Origin of the sequence: Brevibacillus sp. SKDU10 (genome assembly GCF_001645205.1) — a bacterium.
Classification (GTDB): Bacteria; Bacillota; Bacilli; order Brevibacillales; family Brevibacillaceae; genus Brevibacillus_B; species Brevibacillus_B halotolerans.
Genome location: NZ_LSSO01000215.1, coordinates 1 through 15,581 on the forward strand (window position 1 = coordinate 1; position 15,581 = coordinate 15,581).

11 protein-coding genes and 1 riboswitch are annotated in these 15,581 nt (G+C 41.1%); of the genes, 6 read left to right on the forward strand and 5 right to left on the reverse strand.

All coding sequences use genetic code 11. The features are described 5' to 3' along the window. The 4 genes from AYJ08_RS22505 to AYJ08_RS22520 form a co-directional block, all read right to left on the reverse strand. A partial coding sequence (locus AYJ08_RS22505; protein WP_064019533.1) for an ABC transporter substrate-binding protein occupies positions 1-1,585 on the reverse strand: 1,585 nt, incomplete at its 3' end. A 236-nt stretch (positions 1,586-1,821) separates the two neighbouring features. Further along, complete coding sequence (locus AYJ08_RS22510; RefSeq protein WP_031415059.1) at positions 1,822-2,391, reverse strand: manganese catalase family protein; 570 nt, start codon at positions 2,389-2,391, stop codon at positions 1,822-1,824. Between the two features lie 16 nt (positions 2,392-2,407). Continuing rightward, positions 2,408-2,689, reverse strand: coding sequence for a spore coat protein CotJB (locus tag AYJ08_RS22515; protein ID WP_064019534.1), 282 nt, complete (start codon positions 2,687-2,689; stop codon positions 2,408-2,410). A gap of 1 nt (position 2,690) precedes the next feature. Next, positions 2,691-2,906: a spore coat associated protein CotJA gene (locus tag AYJ08_RS22520; protein ID WP_031415056.1), complete on the reverse strand. Its 216-nt coding sequence runs from the start codon at positions 2,904-2,906 to the stop codon at positions 2,691-2,693. Positions 2,907-3,201: 295 nt separating this feature from the next. After that, a riboswitch (cobalamin riboswitch) is annotated at positions 3,202-3,396 on the forward strand. Between the two features lie 166 nt (positions 3,397-3,562). On the opposite strand from AYJ08_RS22520, the gene metE reads away from it, so the two are divergent. Then, positions 3,563-5,857, forward strand: coding sequence for a 5-methyltetrahydropteroyltriglutamate--homocysteine S-methyltransferase (gene metE / locus AYJ08_RS22525; protein WP_064019535.1), 2,295 nt, complete (start codon positions 3,563-3,565; stop codon positions 5,855-5,857). Positions 5,858-6,153: 296 nt separating this feature from the next. On the opposite strand, the gene AYJ08_RS22530 is transcribed toward metE, so the two are convergent. Next, entirely contained in the window at positions 6,154-7,668 is a 1,515-nt protein-coding gene (locus AYJ08_RS22530) for an FAD-dependent monooxygenase (RefSeq protein ID WP_064019536.1), read from the reverse strand. Between the two features lie 268 nt (positions 7,669-7,936). On the opposite strand from AYJ08_RS22530, the gene AYJ08_RS22535 reads away from it, so the two are divergent. From AYJ08_RS22535 to AYJ08_RS22555, 5 genes are all read left to right on the forward strand, one after another. Beyond that, entirely contained in the window at positions 7,937-9,661 is a 1,725-nt protein-coding gene (locus AYJ08_RS22535) for an ABC transporter ATP-binding protein (RefSeq protein WP_064019537.1), read from the forward strand. A 437-nt stretch (positions 9,662-10,098) separates the two neighbouring features. Continuing rightward, positions 10,099-11,115, forward strand: a complete 1,017-nt coding sequence (locus tag AYJ08_RS22540; RefSeq protein WP_231929233.1) for a FecCD family ABC transporter permease — start codon at positions 10,099-10,101, stop codon at positions 11,113-11,115. Then, entirely contained in the window at positions 11,115-12,137 is a 1,023-nt protein-coding gene (locus tag AYJ08_RS22545) for a FecCD family ABC transporter permease (protein ID WP_064019539.1), read from the forward strand. Before AYJ08_RS22540 ends, AYJ08_RS22545 begins: the two co-directional genes overlap by 1 nt. 1,213 nt (positions 12,138-13,350) lie before the next feature. Continuing rightward, positions 13,351-14,649: a hydroxymethylglutaryl-CoA reductase gene (locus AYJ08_RS22550; protein WP_064019540.1), complete on the forward strand. Its 1,299-nt coding sequence runs from the start codon at positions 13,351-13,353 to the stop codon at positions 14,647-14,649. Then, a complete protein-coding gene (locus tag AYJ08_RS22555) occupies positions 14,642-15,568 on the forward strand; it encodes a UbiA family prenyltransferase (RefSeq protein WP_064019541.1) in 927 nt (308 codons plus the stop codon). Before AYJ08_RS22550 ends, AYJ08_RS22555 begins: the two co-directional genes overlap by 8 nt. Positions 15,569-15,581: the final 13 nt, after the last annotated feature.

A 15,581-nucleotide genomic window follows, 5' to 3' on the forward strand; every position in this document is an offset into this window, starting at 1 on the left:
AAGCTTCCTTGCGTTTTTCAATATCAAGCGTCCCTACACTTTTTGCGAGCAGTTCATCGACCTTGGGATTGGAATAACCATGTGTATTAGTAAAACTACCGCCGCCTGTAGAAGAAAACTGAACAACACCATCTGATGGATCACCTAGCATGGTAGTAGAAAAGGAAGCAAGGTCGTGATCACCTTTGTCAGTTCTTGCAACAAGCGCTGGGTAATCCATTAATTCTGCCTCTAGTTGAACGCCAATTAATTTGTAGTTTTCCTTAGCGATAGGAATAAGAATGTCGCTTACTTTACTTTTCGTTGTCAGGTAGTGAAGAACTAGTTTTTTTCCGTCCTTTTCACGGATGCCATCCGAGCCTTCTTTCCAACCTGCTTCATCCAGTAGCTGTTTAGCTTTATTCACATCATAAGCGTAGGGATTCACATCTTCTGTATACGCCCAGGATACTGGAGATATGGGGACATTAGCTACTTGTGCATAACCTTGATAGGCGGCATCCACAATTTGTTGACGATCAAGCCCATAGATTAGCGCCTGTCTAACACGCTTGTCTTTTAAATAAGGCTTGCTATGGTTAAAGGAAAGATAGCTGTAGGCAGTCGAAGTATAAATATTGATGTTTGCAAAACCAAGCCCCTTTAAAAGCTCCAGATTATCAGCATTTGCAGGGAAGGAGCTATAATCAGTCTCACCTGTTTGGAAAAACTGCGTAGTATCTCCATCGGTTGTTTTATAAATAAAATGGGGAATGGCCGGTTTTCCCTCGTAATAATACTCATTGGCCACAAATCTCACTTCTTGACCGGGGATAAACTTTTCAAATTTGTATGGACCAGCTCCGACTGGTTTTGTATGCAAGGTACGTAGATAGTCAAGCTTACCTGGTTCATAGCCTTTTCCATAATAAGCTTTGGACAAAACGTGACCACCAAGCAGGAGAAGAGAGCGAGCGTTTACTTTCTCAGTGGTTATCTTGATTGTCTGTGGGTCGATGACTGTAATCCCCTCAATGGTTTTTGCTTTTCCTTCTTTATAAGCTTTGCCGCCCTTAATGTGTACTTCGGCGATTTCTGTTTCTCCGTCATACGTTTTATCATGCAATACGGTGAGGGTGAAGGCGACATCATCAGCAGTCAAGGGTTCTCCATTGCTAAATTTTACATTTTTACGTAGATGGAAGGTATATGTAAGCTGATCATCGGAAATATCCCACTTTTCTGCTAATTTAGGAACTGGTTTGCCACTCTTATCAATATCTACAAGTGGAGAAAACATCACGGAGGTAACGTTACCGTCATAACCATTGTGATAAAAATATGGATTGAAAACCCCGCCTGGTTCAGTTAAAGCTACTACAACCGTGTCTTTTCGATTTTTAGCCGATTGAGGCGACTTCGATTTGTCTGTAGCAGCGATAACAGCATCTCCTGCGTTCTGTACCCGTAGTGTTTGAGCCTGAGTATCTGCCTGACCATCGGCTGGAGTATTAGAGGTGGATGGAGCTCCTTCGCTACTGCAACCGGCTAATAAGGAAGCTCCTAACAGAAATGTGAAGAATGAATGTATAAAAGCTCTTCTCATGATGATCCTCCTTATAAATTGGAAAATGTAGACTCATTATATTATTATAATTCCGATCTGTAAAGTATGAATTAATCTTATTTCTGCAATTCCCACTTGAAAAGCTTTTTGACAAAAGGCTGGACATAAGCGTAGAGGAAAATAGAGCGTAGAAAAAGCATTTGACCAAATCTCTTACTAGAAATTTGGTCAATTAGCCTTTCATATTCACTTGTAGCGTGTAGTTAGTTTCGTAGTTAGAAAATTTTCTTCTGTTCCCGATCTGCTTTTAGAATTTCCACTGCTTCACGAAACCGTTGAGAATGTACAACTTCACGTTCACGAAGGAAAGAAAGGCTATCGATTAAATCGACATCATCAGTCATATTAATCAACCATTGATAAGTAGCCCGTGCCTTTTCTTCAGCAGCAATATCCTCATACAAGTCTGCAATCGGATCACCTTTTGCTTGAAAATAGGTAGCTGTGAAAGGAACACCGGCTGCATCATGAAAAAACAAAGCCTTATCGTGATTTGCGTAATGTGCGCCAAGACCAGCTTCCTCTAGCTGTTCAGGAGTGGCGTCCTTCGTTAGCTTATATACCATTGTTGCAATCATCTCGAGATGGGCAAATTCTTCTGTGGAAATATCGTTTAAAAGACCAATGACCTTATCAGGAACAGTATAGCGCTGATTCATATAACGTAGAGCGGCCGCTAATTCCCCATCAGCTCCACCGTATTGTTCCATCAAGTACTTTGCCATTTTCGGGTCGCATTTGCTTACGCGAACGGGATACTGTAATTTTTTCTCATAAATCCACATTCAAAATTCCCCCTTTCTAGACCTGCCAAGGCCAAGGTACTTCGTTCCACGACCAAGGGTACTGCGAAAAGCTATTGCCAAAATTCATCAGAGGTCCGAATGAAGATTCGAATTGGCGCTTTAGTGTCATACTTTGCTGTGCCGTATCGTTGAATTGCCTAATAGCAGTCATGTCAGTAGGATGGGTATCAAGATACAGGTTTAGTTCCACTAACACAAAGTCAATTGCCTGAATTTGGTGAAGCAGCTCATAATATTGTTGCTGGCGTTCATCCGTAAAAGTACCATGATCGCTCACTTTATTTGCCTCCCTTGTACGGATTTTCATAAGGCGCATACAGAGCAGGCCAGAGGGTTCCTAAGCAAAGAGCTTTGTATGGATCAAATTGGGGTAAATTCGGGGGTTGAAATCCCAAGTAGAGCTGTGGTGGTGTTTCATAGGTTACAACCCGTTGTGGCGGACAAGGATCACATGGACCGATATAAGGAAAGTATGCCTTTCGATTTCGACTCATATGATTGCCTCCTTTCCTGTAGATGTCCTTATATGCTTATCAATTGGACAAGGGGAGTAGAACAGAAAACATAGGCAAAAAAGAGAAGGAATTCCGCTTTTTACGTCAAGTTGACAAAAAGGGCGAGCGGTGGTGCGAAGGATGGGCAAAATCCAGTTTGCCATGGAGGTGGCAGAAGTCTTCCTGCAACAATAGGAAACTGAATTGAATAAAAATATGGAATTTTATGTGAAGTTATATTATGATAGCAAGCATACCTAGAATAAAGGTTTAGATATCTTGGTGATATGGATGAATTAAATATGTGGAAATAGGTTCTTTGAACAATGAGTGTCAAGGATGAAAAGGGAAGCACGGTGTAAATCCGTCACGGTCCCGCCACTGTAAAAGAGGAGTCAGTACAAAAAACCACTGATCAACTAAGGATTGGGAAGGTATGTGCTGATGTGGATTCTTAAGTCAGGAGACCTGCCTATTTCAACAACACTGTGTGACCTACGGGAGATAGGGAGGTGTTAGATAGCTGTGGCAGTTGTACATGTATATTCACTGCTTGTTCAAGCATCTCTAACCATCTTTTGAACGGGAAGAGATGCTTTTTTGTTTGAGTTGTGTTTTTTACCGAAAATATAACCTGTTTAGGAGGGCGAACAAGCATGAATAAAGGAATAAGTAGCAATTTAGGATATCCACGCATTGGGGAAAATCGCGAATGGAAAAAGGGATTAGAAGCATTTTGGGCCGGGACAATTGAAGAGAAGGAATTTCTTGCCCAAATGCAACAAAGCAGACTCCAGCATCTGCAAAAACAAAAGGAAATAGGCATTGATCTGATCCCGGTCAATGATTTCACTATGTATGATCACATGCTGGATATGGCCGTGATGTTTGGTTATGTTCCAAAACGCTATGAATATGCTGGTGGGGAAGTACCTTTGTCCACCTATTTTGCTATGGCACGAGGCAATCAGCATGCAGTTGCTTGCGAAATGACCAAATGGTTTAATACCAATTATCACTACATTGTGCCGGAGTTTCAGGATATCAAACCCGTCCTTACCGAAAATAAACCGCTTCTTGCTTATAAAGAGGCAAAAGAGGAGCTGGGGATTAAAGGAAAACCGGTTATAGTGGGACCTTATACCTTTATTAAGCTATCCAAAGGGTTCGATCGGCTACAGATACCGGCTATTATCCTACAGCTCGTCCCTCTTTATGTGCAGGTTCTAACAGAATTAGCACAGGAAGGCGTGAAGTGGGTTCAGATGGATGAGCCAATTCTAGTAACATCTTTATCCGAAGACGAAATGAAGACGATCTCCTACATCTATGAACAGCTTCATGAAGCTGTTCCACAACTCCAAATCATGCTGCAAACCTATTTTGGTTCCGTTACATTTTACAATGAAGTGATTAAGCTGCCTGTAGCAGGAATTGGATTAGATTTTGTCCATGATGCAGGACGAAGCCTTGAGCAGATCACAACAAATGGTTTCCCTCAGGATAAAGTACTTGGGGCGGGCATCATTGATGGAAGGAACATTTGGCGTGCAAATCTGACTCATAAGACAAATCTTCTCTCTACTATCAATGAGCATGTCGATGCATCTCGTATCTGGATTCAGCCATCTAGTAGTCTACTTCATGTTCCAATCAGTCTAAATCAAGAGACAGAGCTTGATCCACTCGTTAAAGATTCATTGGCGTTTGCAGATGAAAAATTAATTGAAATCAAGCATGTTACAGATTGGTTGCAGAACGGAGAGGAAAGCGTTAAAGAGATTTTTGCGGAGAATCAAACCATCTTAGAACGGGTAGCGAACGCTGTAGCTCGCAATCGCCCACATATACATGAGGCTGTTGCCAGCTTGCAATTAGATCAGATCGGCCGTGCATCTGATTATGAACAACGGCGAAAACAACAACAACACCAATTACAGTTACCAATTCTCCCTACTACAACGATTGGTAGCTTTCCACAAACAACAGAAGTTCGTCAGGCGAGAAATAAATGGCGGAAGGGGGAATGGTCGGCAGAGCAATATGAGCAATTTTTGCAAGCAGAAATCCGGGAATGGATTGACATACAAGAGAAGGTTGGGCTTGATGTGTTGGTTCATGGGGAATTTGAACGAACAGATATGGTGGAATTTTTTGGCGAAAAACTAGGTGGATTCGCTTTTACTAAAAACGGATGGGTGCAATCCTATGGTTCACGTTGTGTAAAGCCTCCAGTTATTTATGGAGATGTAGAGTTTATTGAGCCGATGACAGTCAAGGAGAGTATCTATGCACAATCTCTAACAACTAAACCCGTCAAGGGAATGATTACAGGACCTGTCACTATTTTAAATTGGTCCTTTGTGCGTGACGATATTTCCAAAGAGCAGGTAACCTATCAAATTGCACTTGCCTTACAAAAAGAGGTAGAGGCGTTAGAAGCTAGTGGGATCACGATGATTCAGGTTGATGAACCAGCACTACGTGAAGGGTTACCGTTAAAGAGAACGGAATGGGAAGCATATTTAGAATGGGCTGTAAAAGCCTTCCGCTTAACGACTTCTACTGTAAAAGACACGACCCAAATTCATACCCATATGTGCTACTGCGAGTTTCATGATTTTATCGATTCTATCAGCGAACTGGATGCAGATGTTATTTCAATAGAAACATCGCGCAGCCATGGTGAGCTAATCCATGCTTTCCATAATCATTCCTATCTGAAAGGAATTGGTCTAGGCGTCTATGATATTCATAGTCCCCGTGTTCCAACTGTAGAAGAAATGGTAAAAATGATTGAGAATGCTCTACAGGTCCTTGAACCCAGACAATTTTGGATTAATCCCGATTGCGGATTAAAAACAAGAGGGCGTAAGGAAACGATCGCTTCCTTAGAAAATATGGTGACTGCAACTCGATTAGTTCGTAACACCATAACAGCTATTCCCTAAGATTGCGTACGAGATTCAAAACATATCTTCATGGATCTTGTGTTTCCCCCTGATACGAATCATCACTACACAATACTTGAAAATAAAAGGAAAGAGAATATAGGGACGAAAAACTAGCCTGGTTAGTTGAATGGCAGCATTTCTAGATGGGGTGATATCCTAAGCACTGAAATGCTGCCATTCCTATTTTATACAAGGCTCTATAACGAAGATTCATGTGTTGCAAGAAGGGAAACGATAGTTGTTCTCTTACACAAGGGACAATAGATAGAAAAAGGTTGGTACAGACTCAGAAACTAAGGCAGCATGATGTCAGTCAGAGTCTTTTCAATATTTGGTATGAGTGAAGATTCATCAGAAGTGTTCCAAGCAATAAAACCATCAGGGCGAATCAGGACAGCTACTTGGCTTTGCAAAAAAGGTGGGAATTGGTCAACAGATAAGCATTCCAGCTGGAATCGCTTCATTATCGGTTGCAATTGTGCAAAAAGAGATTCATTCTTACCAAGACCAGAAATCAATAGGACCCAATGACCATGCTGCATGATTGTGAATAATTGTTCCCTTTGACCTGTTAGGAGAGAGCCATCTACATTGGGACAACGATGACCCGCTAATGAACCTGCTGAGAGAATTGGAAGGGGCGGATAAACAACTTGCATACCGCTTATTTGCTCAGCAAACCTACGATTAACATCAGGTATGGTTAACAGTTTCGACATGAGCTCGCGTAATGCCAGTCCGCTTTCAGTAAAATCTTTCAATAAATGTACTTGAGCTAGCGTTTCTTTTAGAAAAACTGCCCCAGCCTGATGACGCTCTACATGATACGTATCTAGTAAATGCAAGGGTGCTTTTTCATGAATGACGGCTGCTAGCTTCCAACATAAATTCACAGCATCCTGCAATCCTACATTGAGTCCTTGGCCTCCCGCAGGAAAATGAATATGAGCAGCATCGCCAACTAAGAAAATTCGTTTGTTTCGATAACTAGCGGCCTGACGGTGTGTACTACCTACCCGTGAAAGCCATCCTGCATGCTGAATGGGCATTGTTTGGTTCGTAATTCGCTCAATAGATGTCTGTAATTCTTCTAGCGTCACAGGAACATCAGGTGGAATATGGTAGCGGAGAGGGTCGATCATTGCAAATCGGTATACGCCGTCTGCAATCAACATCATTAATAAAGAACCATTTTCATTATAAAACTGTAGGAAAGGCTCTGCTGGAGGCTCTGTAAGAATAATATCACCTAGCATAGCGGTGAAAGTGGAGGGGCTCCCTGTGAAGTCAATTTCGGCGCATGTACGTACAAGGCTTCGGGCACCGTCTGCACCGATTACATAATTAGCGGTTAATTCATAAGATTCAGTTTCGTTTTCTATTAATAAATGAACCTGAGAATCTGTTTGTTGCAGATTAGTCAGTTGATGCTGACGTCTTATTTCTACTCCAAGCTCTAGTGCACGTTGTTCGAGAATTTCCTCTGTAATGGATTGAGGAAGAAATAAGGTATAGGCAAAGGGAGTATCCAAACGGGAAAAGTCAAGACGTGTTTCAAGTCCGGCATAATGAGCACTTGAAAGCGGATATCCACGAGTAATAAATCGATCAAGAATCCCTCGCATTGCAAAAATTTCTAGAGTTCTAGGGTGTAGGGTCAATGCTCTAGAGTGCCGAACCCTCTCTTTACGTCTTTCTAATACGATTACATGAATATTTGATTGTGCTAATTCGCATGCACACATCAGTCCTACAGGGCCACCACCAACGATAACAACATCAATTTGAGCCTTAGTAGATGTTTTCATTAGATTAAGCTCCATTCTAGTTATATTTTGATTCCTAGGATACAATTTAAGCTGAAATCGTGGAAAACGCAACCATTTCTTTCTAACCTGTTGTTGGGGAGTCACGTCAACGTGTTAGTAGATTAATAAAGGAATCAAGTTTACAAAAAAGAGCAAAAATGTAACCTACACTTCTAATTGAGAAAGATATTCACTTTCAGTTTTTGATCGTTTATACTTAGCAGTAATGTTTTCATTAGTAGACAAGAGAGAAAAGAGTGATAAATTCGTGTTACGTCGGTTTTTTTCTTATTATCGCCCTTATAAAGGGTTATTTATTTTGGATTTTACATGTGCCATTATTGCAGGCTTGCTAGAGTTAGTATTTCCTTTGGCAGTTAATCAATTTGTCGATAAACTGCTCCCTGGGCAAAATTGGTCGCTGATTATCGGGGCTTGCTTTGCATTGTTGGGAATTTATGTTTTAAACACAGCCCTTAATTTTGTTGTCACTTACTGGGGACATATGCTTGGTATTAATATTGAAACGGATATGCGTAAAAAGCTGTTTGACCATATCCAGAAGCTGTCATTCCGGTTTTTTGACAATAACAAGACAGGACATTTAATGTCGCGTATGTCAAATGATTTGATGGAAATTGGAGAGATAGCTCACCATGGGCCAGAGGATTTGTTCATCGCTGTCATGACCCTCTGCGGTGCATTTGGTGTCATGGTGTATATTAATTGGCAATTAGCATTGCTTACATTCCTTGTTATTCCTTTTTTGATTTGGCTAACCGTTTTCTTTAACAAGAAAATGACGGCTGCTTTTAGAAGAATGTTTTCCGATATTGCAGATTTTAATGCGAGAGTGGAGAATAACATTGGTGGCATTCGTGTGGTACAAGCATTTGGTAATGAGGAATATGAGAAAGCTCAATTTGCTATTAATAATGGTCGTTTTCGTTTGACCAAGCTACTTTCTTACAAGATCATGGCTATGAATATGTCAATCAGTTACCTGCTTATGCGGCTTGTGACACTATTTGTCTTGATTTGTGGAACTTGGTTTGTCATTAAGGGGCATTTGACAGCAGGTGAATTTGTAGGTTTTGTATTGCTCACAAATATATTGTTTAAGCCTATTGAAAAAATTAACGCAGTTATTGAACTTTATCCAAAGGGGATTGCTGGCTTTAAGCGCTATGTGGAGCTTTTAGACACTGCTCCAGATATAGCTGACTCTACTAATGCGATCGCTGTAGATCATTTAAAAGGAAACATAGAATATCACGATGTTACCTTTGGCTATCAAAATAAAGAAAATATCCTAAACAGTATCAATTTAACCATTCGTGCAGGTGAAACAGTAGCCTTTGTCGGGCCGTCCGGTGCTGGAAAAACAACGCTGTGCAGTTTATTGCCACGTTTTTATGATGTTACCTCAGGCAAAATTACCATTGATGGAATGGATATTCGTGATTTGAAGCTGGAATCCTTGCGTAAACAAATTGGGATTGTCCAGCAGGATGTCTTCTTGTTCTCAGGAACACTTCGAGAGAATATTAAATATGGAAATTTACAAGCTAGCGATGAGGAAATATGGGCTGCTGCGCGTCATGCTAAATTGGAAGAATTCATTCTCTCTCAAAAGGATGGGTTGGAAACGATTATTGGTGAGAGAGGTGTCATGCTGTCAGGTGGGCAGAAGCAACGTTTAGCCATTGCACGTATGTTCTTAAAGAACCCGCCTATTCTTATTTTGGATGAAGCAACATCTGCCCTGGATACAGAGACAGAGCTAGCGATCCAGAAATCACTGGAAAAACTGTCTGAAGGAAGAACGACACTTGTCATTGCACACCGTTTAGCAACGATTAAAAATGCTGATCGTATCGTGGTTGTGACAAAAGACGGAATTACAGAGCAAGGAAATCATCAGGAGTTACTTGCGGCAAAAGGAGTTTATAGCAGATTGCATGAAGCGCAATTTTCTACATTAGTACAATAAAAGTCATTTTTACGTGTCATGAAAAAAGCATTCCACGATATCCAAATAAAAAGGATAAAATGGGATGCTTTTTTATAGTAGAAAGAACCTATAGTTGTTGGTTCTAAGGCAGTTTTTCGGCTTGTACGGGAATTCCTGAATCTGTTGCAGTCTTCGATTAGACCTCATTTTTTTTATGTAAAAGTAGTAGAAGATATGATACTATCATTTGAGAATGATAATCATTAATTTAACAAGAGGCGCTTTTTCAAGGATACTATACTGAAAAAGAGGCTTGTTTCTGTTTATAAGGAATCCATGATACATACGACAAGGGGGGAGATGCATCTTTTTTCAGACAGATCATTCATAGAAATCAATAGATAACAGGATGAATTTTACAAAGGAATGATAGAGTAATGGTATCCCACGAATCACACAATGAGCAGGACAGGGCAATGAAACAGCTAAAGCACAAATCTAGACCCGCAATTGCTCTTATCATGATTATTGGTTTGTTCATAGCACTTGTTTTTGTAATGGTGGCTTCTATCTCTTTGGGAGCAGCGGATATTGATTTTTTGACGGTGTGGTCAAGCATTGTTGCTTTTAATCCTGACCTGACCTCCCATCAGATTATTCAAGAACTACGCTTGCCTCGGTCAATAGCGGCAGGTTTAGTGGGGGCTTTTTTGGCTGTATCGGGAGCTATTATGCAAGGTATGACCCGAAATCCCCTAGGGGACCCGTCCATTATGGGGATAACGAATGGAGCGGGGTTTGCGATTGCGCTGGCCTTTGCTTTTTTTCCAGGTCTGTCAAACATGAGCATGATGGCCTTTTCTTTTATGGGAGCAGGATTAGGCGCTGGTCTCGTATTCGCTGTTGGATCATTGTCTAAAGGGGGGCTAACTCCCGTAAAATTAGCACTGGCTGGTGCAGCGGTAGGCGCATTACTTACTTCGCTATCTTCTGCCATCGCCATTCATTTTCATGTAGCTAAGGATATAAGCTTTTGGTTTGCAGGAGGGGTGGCAAATACACCCTGGATCAGTGTCGAATTGTTATGTCTTGTGGGGGCTATAGGGCTCCCGATTGCTTTGCTATTAGCGCGTTCCATTACGATTCTTAGTCTAGGTGAAGATGTTTCTAAAGGCTTAGGACAACGCAATTTTATCATTAAAGTGATTTGTACCTTGGTTGTGTTGCTACTGACAGGAGCATCTGTAGCGGTAGCTGGTTTTATTGGATTTATTGGGCTGGTAATTCCACATATAACACGTTCTTTAGTAGGAGTAGATTATCGCTGGATTATTCCTTGCTCCGCTTTACTAGGAGCACTGTTGCTCATTGTATCTGATATTGGTGCTCGTTTAGTAAATGCCCCTTTTGAAACGCCAGTGGGTGCTGTGACTGCAATTCTAGGAGCGCCGTTCTTTCTATATTTGGCTAGACGCGAAGGGAGGGGCTTGTAATGCAAGTACTGCAAAAAGGAAGAAAAAGCCCCTGGGTAGTTCTTGGATTGATTACATCGTTGATCATCGTAGTATTTTTTGTCAGTCTACATTTAGGAGTTATTCGCATTGCACCCTTGGATGTCATATTAACCTTGTTTGGATTTGGAACAGCGGATCATCATTTGATATTATTTGAGTTCCGGCTACCACGAATGGTTATTGCTTTATTAATTGGAGCTGGTCTTGCTATTTCTGGAGCTATTTTGCAAAGTGTCTCGCAAAACGAATTAGCTGAACCGGGAATTATCGGAATTAATTCTGGAGCAGGCTTGTTTGTCGTCATCTATATTTATCTATTTAGTGGCTCGATGACATCCATTGGCACCATGTCTATTTTTATTTTGCCAGTAGTAGCCTTACTAGGAGCTTCGCTATCTGCCTTTATCATTTATCTGTTAGCATGGAAAAATGGTGTGACTCCGACACGGCTGATTTTGGTCGGGATTGCTTTGAACGCGATATTGGGTGCATTCTTAATTGTGTTCCAGCTTAAAATGAACGATACAGATTTTATGAAGGCTATAATCTGGTTGTCCGGGAGCATTTGGAGTACGAATTGGACATATGTACTGGCTACACTACCGTGGATTGTTTTTCTTATTCCTTATACCATGTATAAAGCACGCTATTTAAACGTGTTGCATCTAGGCGATGATATTGCTGTGAGTTTAGGGACTGCTGTGGAGAGGGAACGAAGATTGTTACTGGCAACGGCTGTCGCGTTAGCAGGTGCTTGCGTGGCGGTTGGAGGAGGGATTTCGTTCCTCGGCTTGGTTGCTCCTCATCTGGCTAAAAAATTGGTAGGGCCGAAGCACCAAATCTTAATTCCTACGGCTGCACTGCTTGGAGCACTTCTTTTGCTCTCTGCAGATACGATTGGGCGAAATATCTTAGCTCCATCTGAATTACCAGTCGGAATTGTAGTATCTGCCTTAGGGGCTCCTTATTTTATTTATTTGTTAATGAAATCGAAGTCATAGACAGATTTTCCGCCAATTATACATTTTAAAAGACGTATAAGAGACTCCAAATAGGAGCCTCTTCAAGCTGACAGGTTATCTAGTAAAAGATAACCTGTTTTTTTGTACAAATTAGTTCTTTCTTCCTGTTCTTACAATTATCAATCCACTGCATTTTCATAATTTTTTAGGTAAATCACTATCCTTTTTAACAATTTTTTGTATTAACCATTAATTCTTTTCATTACAGGGAAGGCTAGATCGTTGTCCATGATTACAAATGTAAGCTTTAAAGTCGAATATTGGCAGCAGTGCTTCAAAGATAACTATACTAAACTCTTGGATAGATAGGCATGGAAAAGCACTATTGCTTGTTACTTGTAGTCGAATTTCATTTGAAAGTGAAGAAAGTGAAAAAGAATGTTACTAAATGTCAATAAATTGTAAAAAAATATATATTATGTAAAAAGAAACTTGATTTACATTTAAGGTGTAACACTTTTCCAGAAACAAGCAAAGAACCCCTGTATCAATATGTTGCTGATAGCTTATCTTGTGCAATGAAAAAGGGTAGGATTGCATGTCTTGCTAACAAGAATGCGGATTTACTATATTCAGGAAGCAGAGATTACAAAAAGTTGTAATTATTGACATATTGTGCTAATATTCAGCAAGGGTAATTTTACGTATTCAGAATAGATTCCCTATAGAGAGGAGGAATAGTAGCTTTTCTAGCAGTTACGGCTTGTTTAAGTTTTTTATAATAACTCATTTCTGTGTGGTAAATGATTTTTGTTATTGCTTAATTCACTCATTTCTAGCAGATCCAGCGGTCGTTTTTTTGTGAGTCAGATTTGCTTACTAGGTTTATAAAATTGTATCGTTGTCGCTTGAATTAATAGAAATTTCTTAATTGGGATTTTAAGGATCGAACTAAGCCCTCACAACCCACTTAGGAAAAGAAGTATGTATCGTAAAACTCCAGTTTTTTGAATAAGAGAAACAATCATATTGAATCTGATAGGCAAAGATAGACAAAAAGCAAGGTTATTCATTTGGATAGTAGTATAAATTGTACTTGGTACTGGTTTCTTATGATAGGAATTTTGCTAATATTGAAAATTTTAAACAGCTATTGCATCGAGAGGTTCTCCATTCGCAAAAAAGCTTGGGAGAGGCTCATTTAAATGATTCTAGAACTATACCAGTGCCATATTGCAAAGGAGATAAAACGATGAAGTGTTCAACTAGTAAAAAAGTAGATAATCACATGCTGCGTAGTGTTAATGACAACCAATATCAAGAGCATTTTGCTACCAACGATAGCCCCCTTCCAAAACGTGTACCCGGGGGAGCGAGAGTTTCGCCCAAGGCTATCGAGTCTAGATGGGAATTACTGTCGGTTGGACCGGAAGCCAAGGAACAATTACTAGGGGATCAAACAGTAGACCAACTTGAGTTGTATCAAAAAAACATTGAGAATCTGATCGGCACGATCAGTATCCCGGTTGGCTTGGCTGGTCCTTTACGGATCAATGGTCTTTATGCCCAAGGTGATTACTATATTCCTTTAGCTACTACCGAGGCTGCTCTCGTAGCTTCTTATAATCGCGGTGCGCAGGTCATTAGCCAAGCGGGTGGCTGCAGAACAGTGATTTTGAAAGAAGCAATTGGGAGGACACCTGGTTTTATCTTTGAGAGCGTAGTAGAGGCGAGTCGATTTGCTAACTGGGCGGTTTTTGAATTCGATACCTTCCGCGAGGTTGCTGAGAGCACAACAAACTTTGGGCAGCTTATTAGAATGGATCATATGATCGAAGGTAACTACGTGTATCTCAATTTCGAGTTTTCAACCGGAGATGCATCTGGACAAAACATGGTAACTATCGCAACACAAGAAATCTGCAACTATATTCGACAGCATTCACCAGTTCCGTTCAAGAATAGCTTTGTTGAAGCTAACTTTTCGGGAGACAAGAAGGCTTCTGCAAAATCTTTCATGACCGTGAGAGGGAAAAAGGTTTGTGCTGAAGTGGTGTTACCTGCAAAATTGGTTCGCCAACGCTTCCACACTACTCCTGAAAATATGGAAAAGTACTGGAGAATGGCATTTGTAGGTGGAGTTCTGCAAGGCATGATTGGTTCCCAAGGTCACGTAGCTAATGGTTTGGCGGCCTTGTATTTAGCAACAGGACAAGACGTTGCTTGTGTATCTGAATCGTCCGTTGGTGTTACACGCTTCGAACTGACAGAAAATGGGGACCTGTATGCATCGATAACGTTACCGAATGTTATTGTGGGTACGGTGGGCGGAGGTACAGGGTTGCCGAGTCAAAAGGCATGCCTTGAAATTATGGGACTTTCAGGTGCTGGTCATGTGCACGCGCTTGCGGAGGTATGTGCCGGTCTGGTTTTAGCCGGGGAACTGTCGATCATCGCTGCATTGGCCGCTGACGATTTTACTAGAGCCCATCATAAGCTTTCTCGTGGCACTGATGGAACAGCTGAAGGGATGGTGAAGCAATATGTCTAATGTGAGCTATCAACAGCTTTCTTGGTCGAAACGTTGGTGGATTTATCAGCGAGAGAGATTTCCCATTGTTCAAAATGGAATCGTGGTCGCTGTATTCAGTATATCTACGATGCTTTACTCTTCTATTCTGAGAAACGGGTCTTCACCCAGTCTCCAGTCGCTTGTAATTGGTTTCTTGTCGACTTTTTTGTTCTTTTTGCTTTTGCGCATTGCTGATGAATTTAAGGACTTTGAGGAAGACTCCCGATTTCGTTCGTATCGGGCTGTTCCGCGTGGGGTTGTAACCCTGAAGCATCTCGGAGTGCTTGGTGTTTTCATAGGACTTCTTCAGCTTGGTATGGCATATTGGTTGTCTCCAAAGCTTATTTTTTGGTTAGTGCTTGCATGGGGCTATCTAGCTTTAATGAGTAAGGAATTCTTTGTCAAGGAATGGTTAAAAGCTCACCCAATTATTTACTTGCTGTCCCATATGGTAATGATGCCGATGATTGTGATGTATATCGTGGCATGCGACTGGGTGACAGCTTCAGATACAATTCCTTCTGGGCTTCCTTGGCTTTTACTAGCCAGCTACGGAAACGGAATCATTCTGGAGATCGGGCGCAAGATTCGAATCCCAGAGGATGAGGAATATGGTGTCGAGACCTACAGCTTTTTGTGGGGCTACAAAAGGGCAACCTGGATATGGGTGGCAGTTGTGTTTTTGACATCTTTCGTGGTTTGGATGGCTTCCGTACAAGTGGGCGCTGGCCAAATCGTGATGTGGTGCGCTGGATTAAATGTGCTGATCGCAGTTTGGATGGCAGTGACGTTTCTTAAATCTATGACAACGAAAGTAGCACAGGCTTTAGAAAAAGTTTCGGGTCTACTCATTATCTTGCTGTATCTTAGCCTGGGACTTGTTCCACTTTTATTTTAGGTGAAAAGGAGGT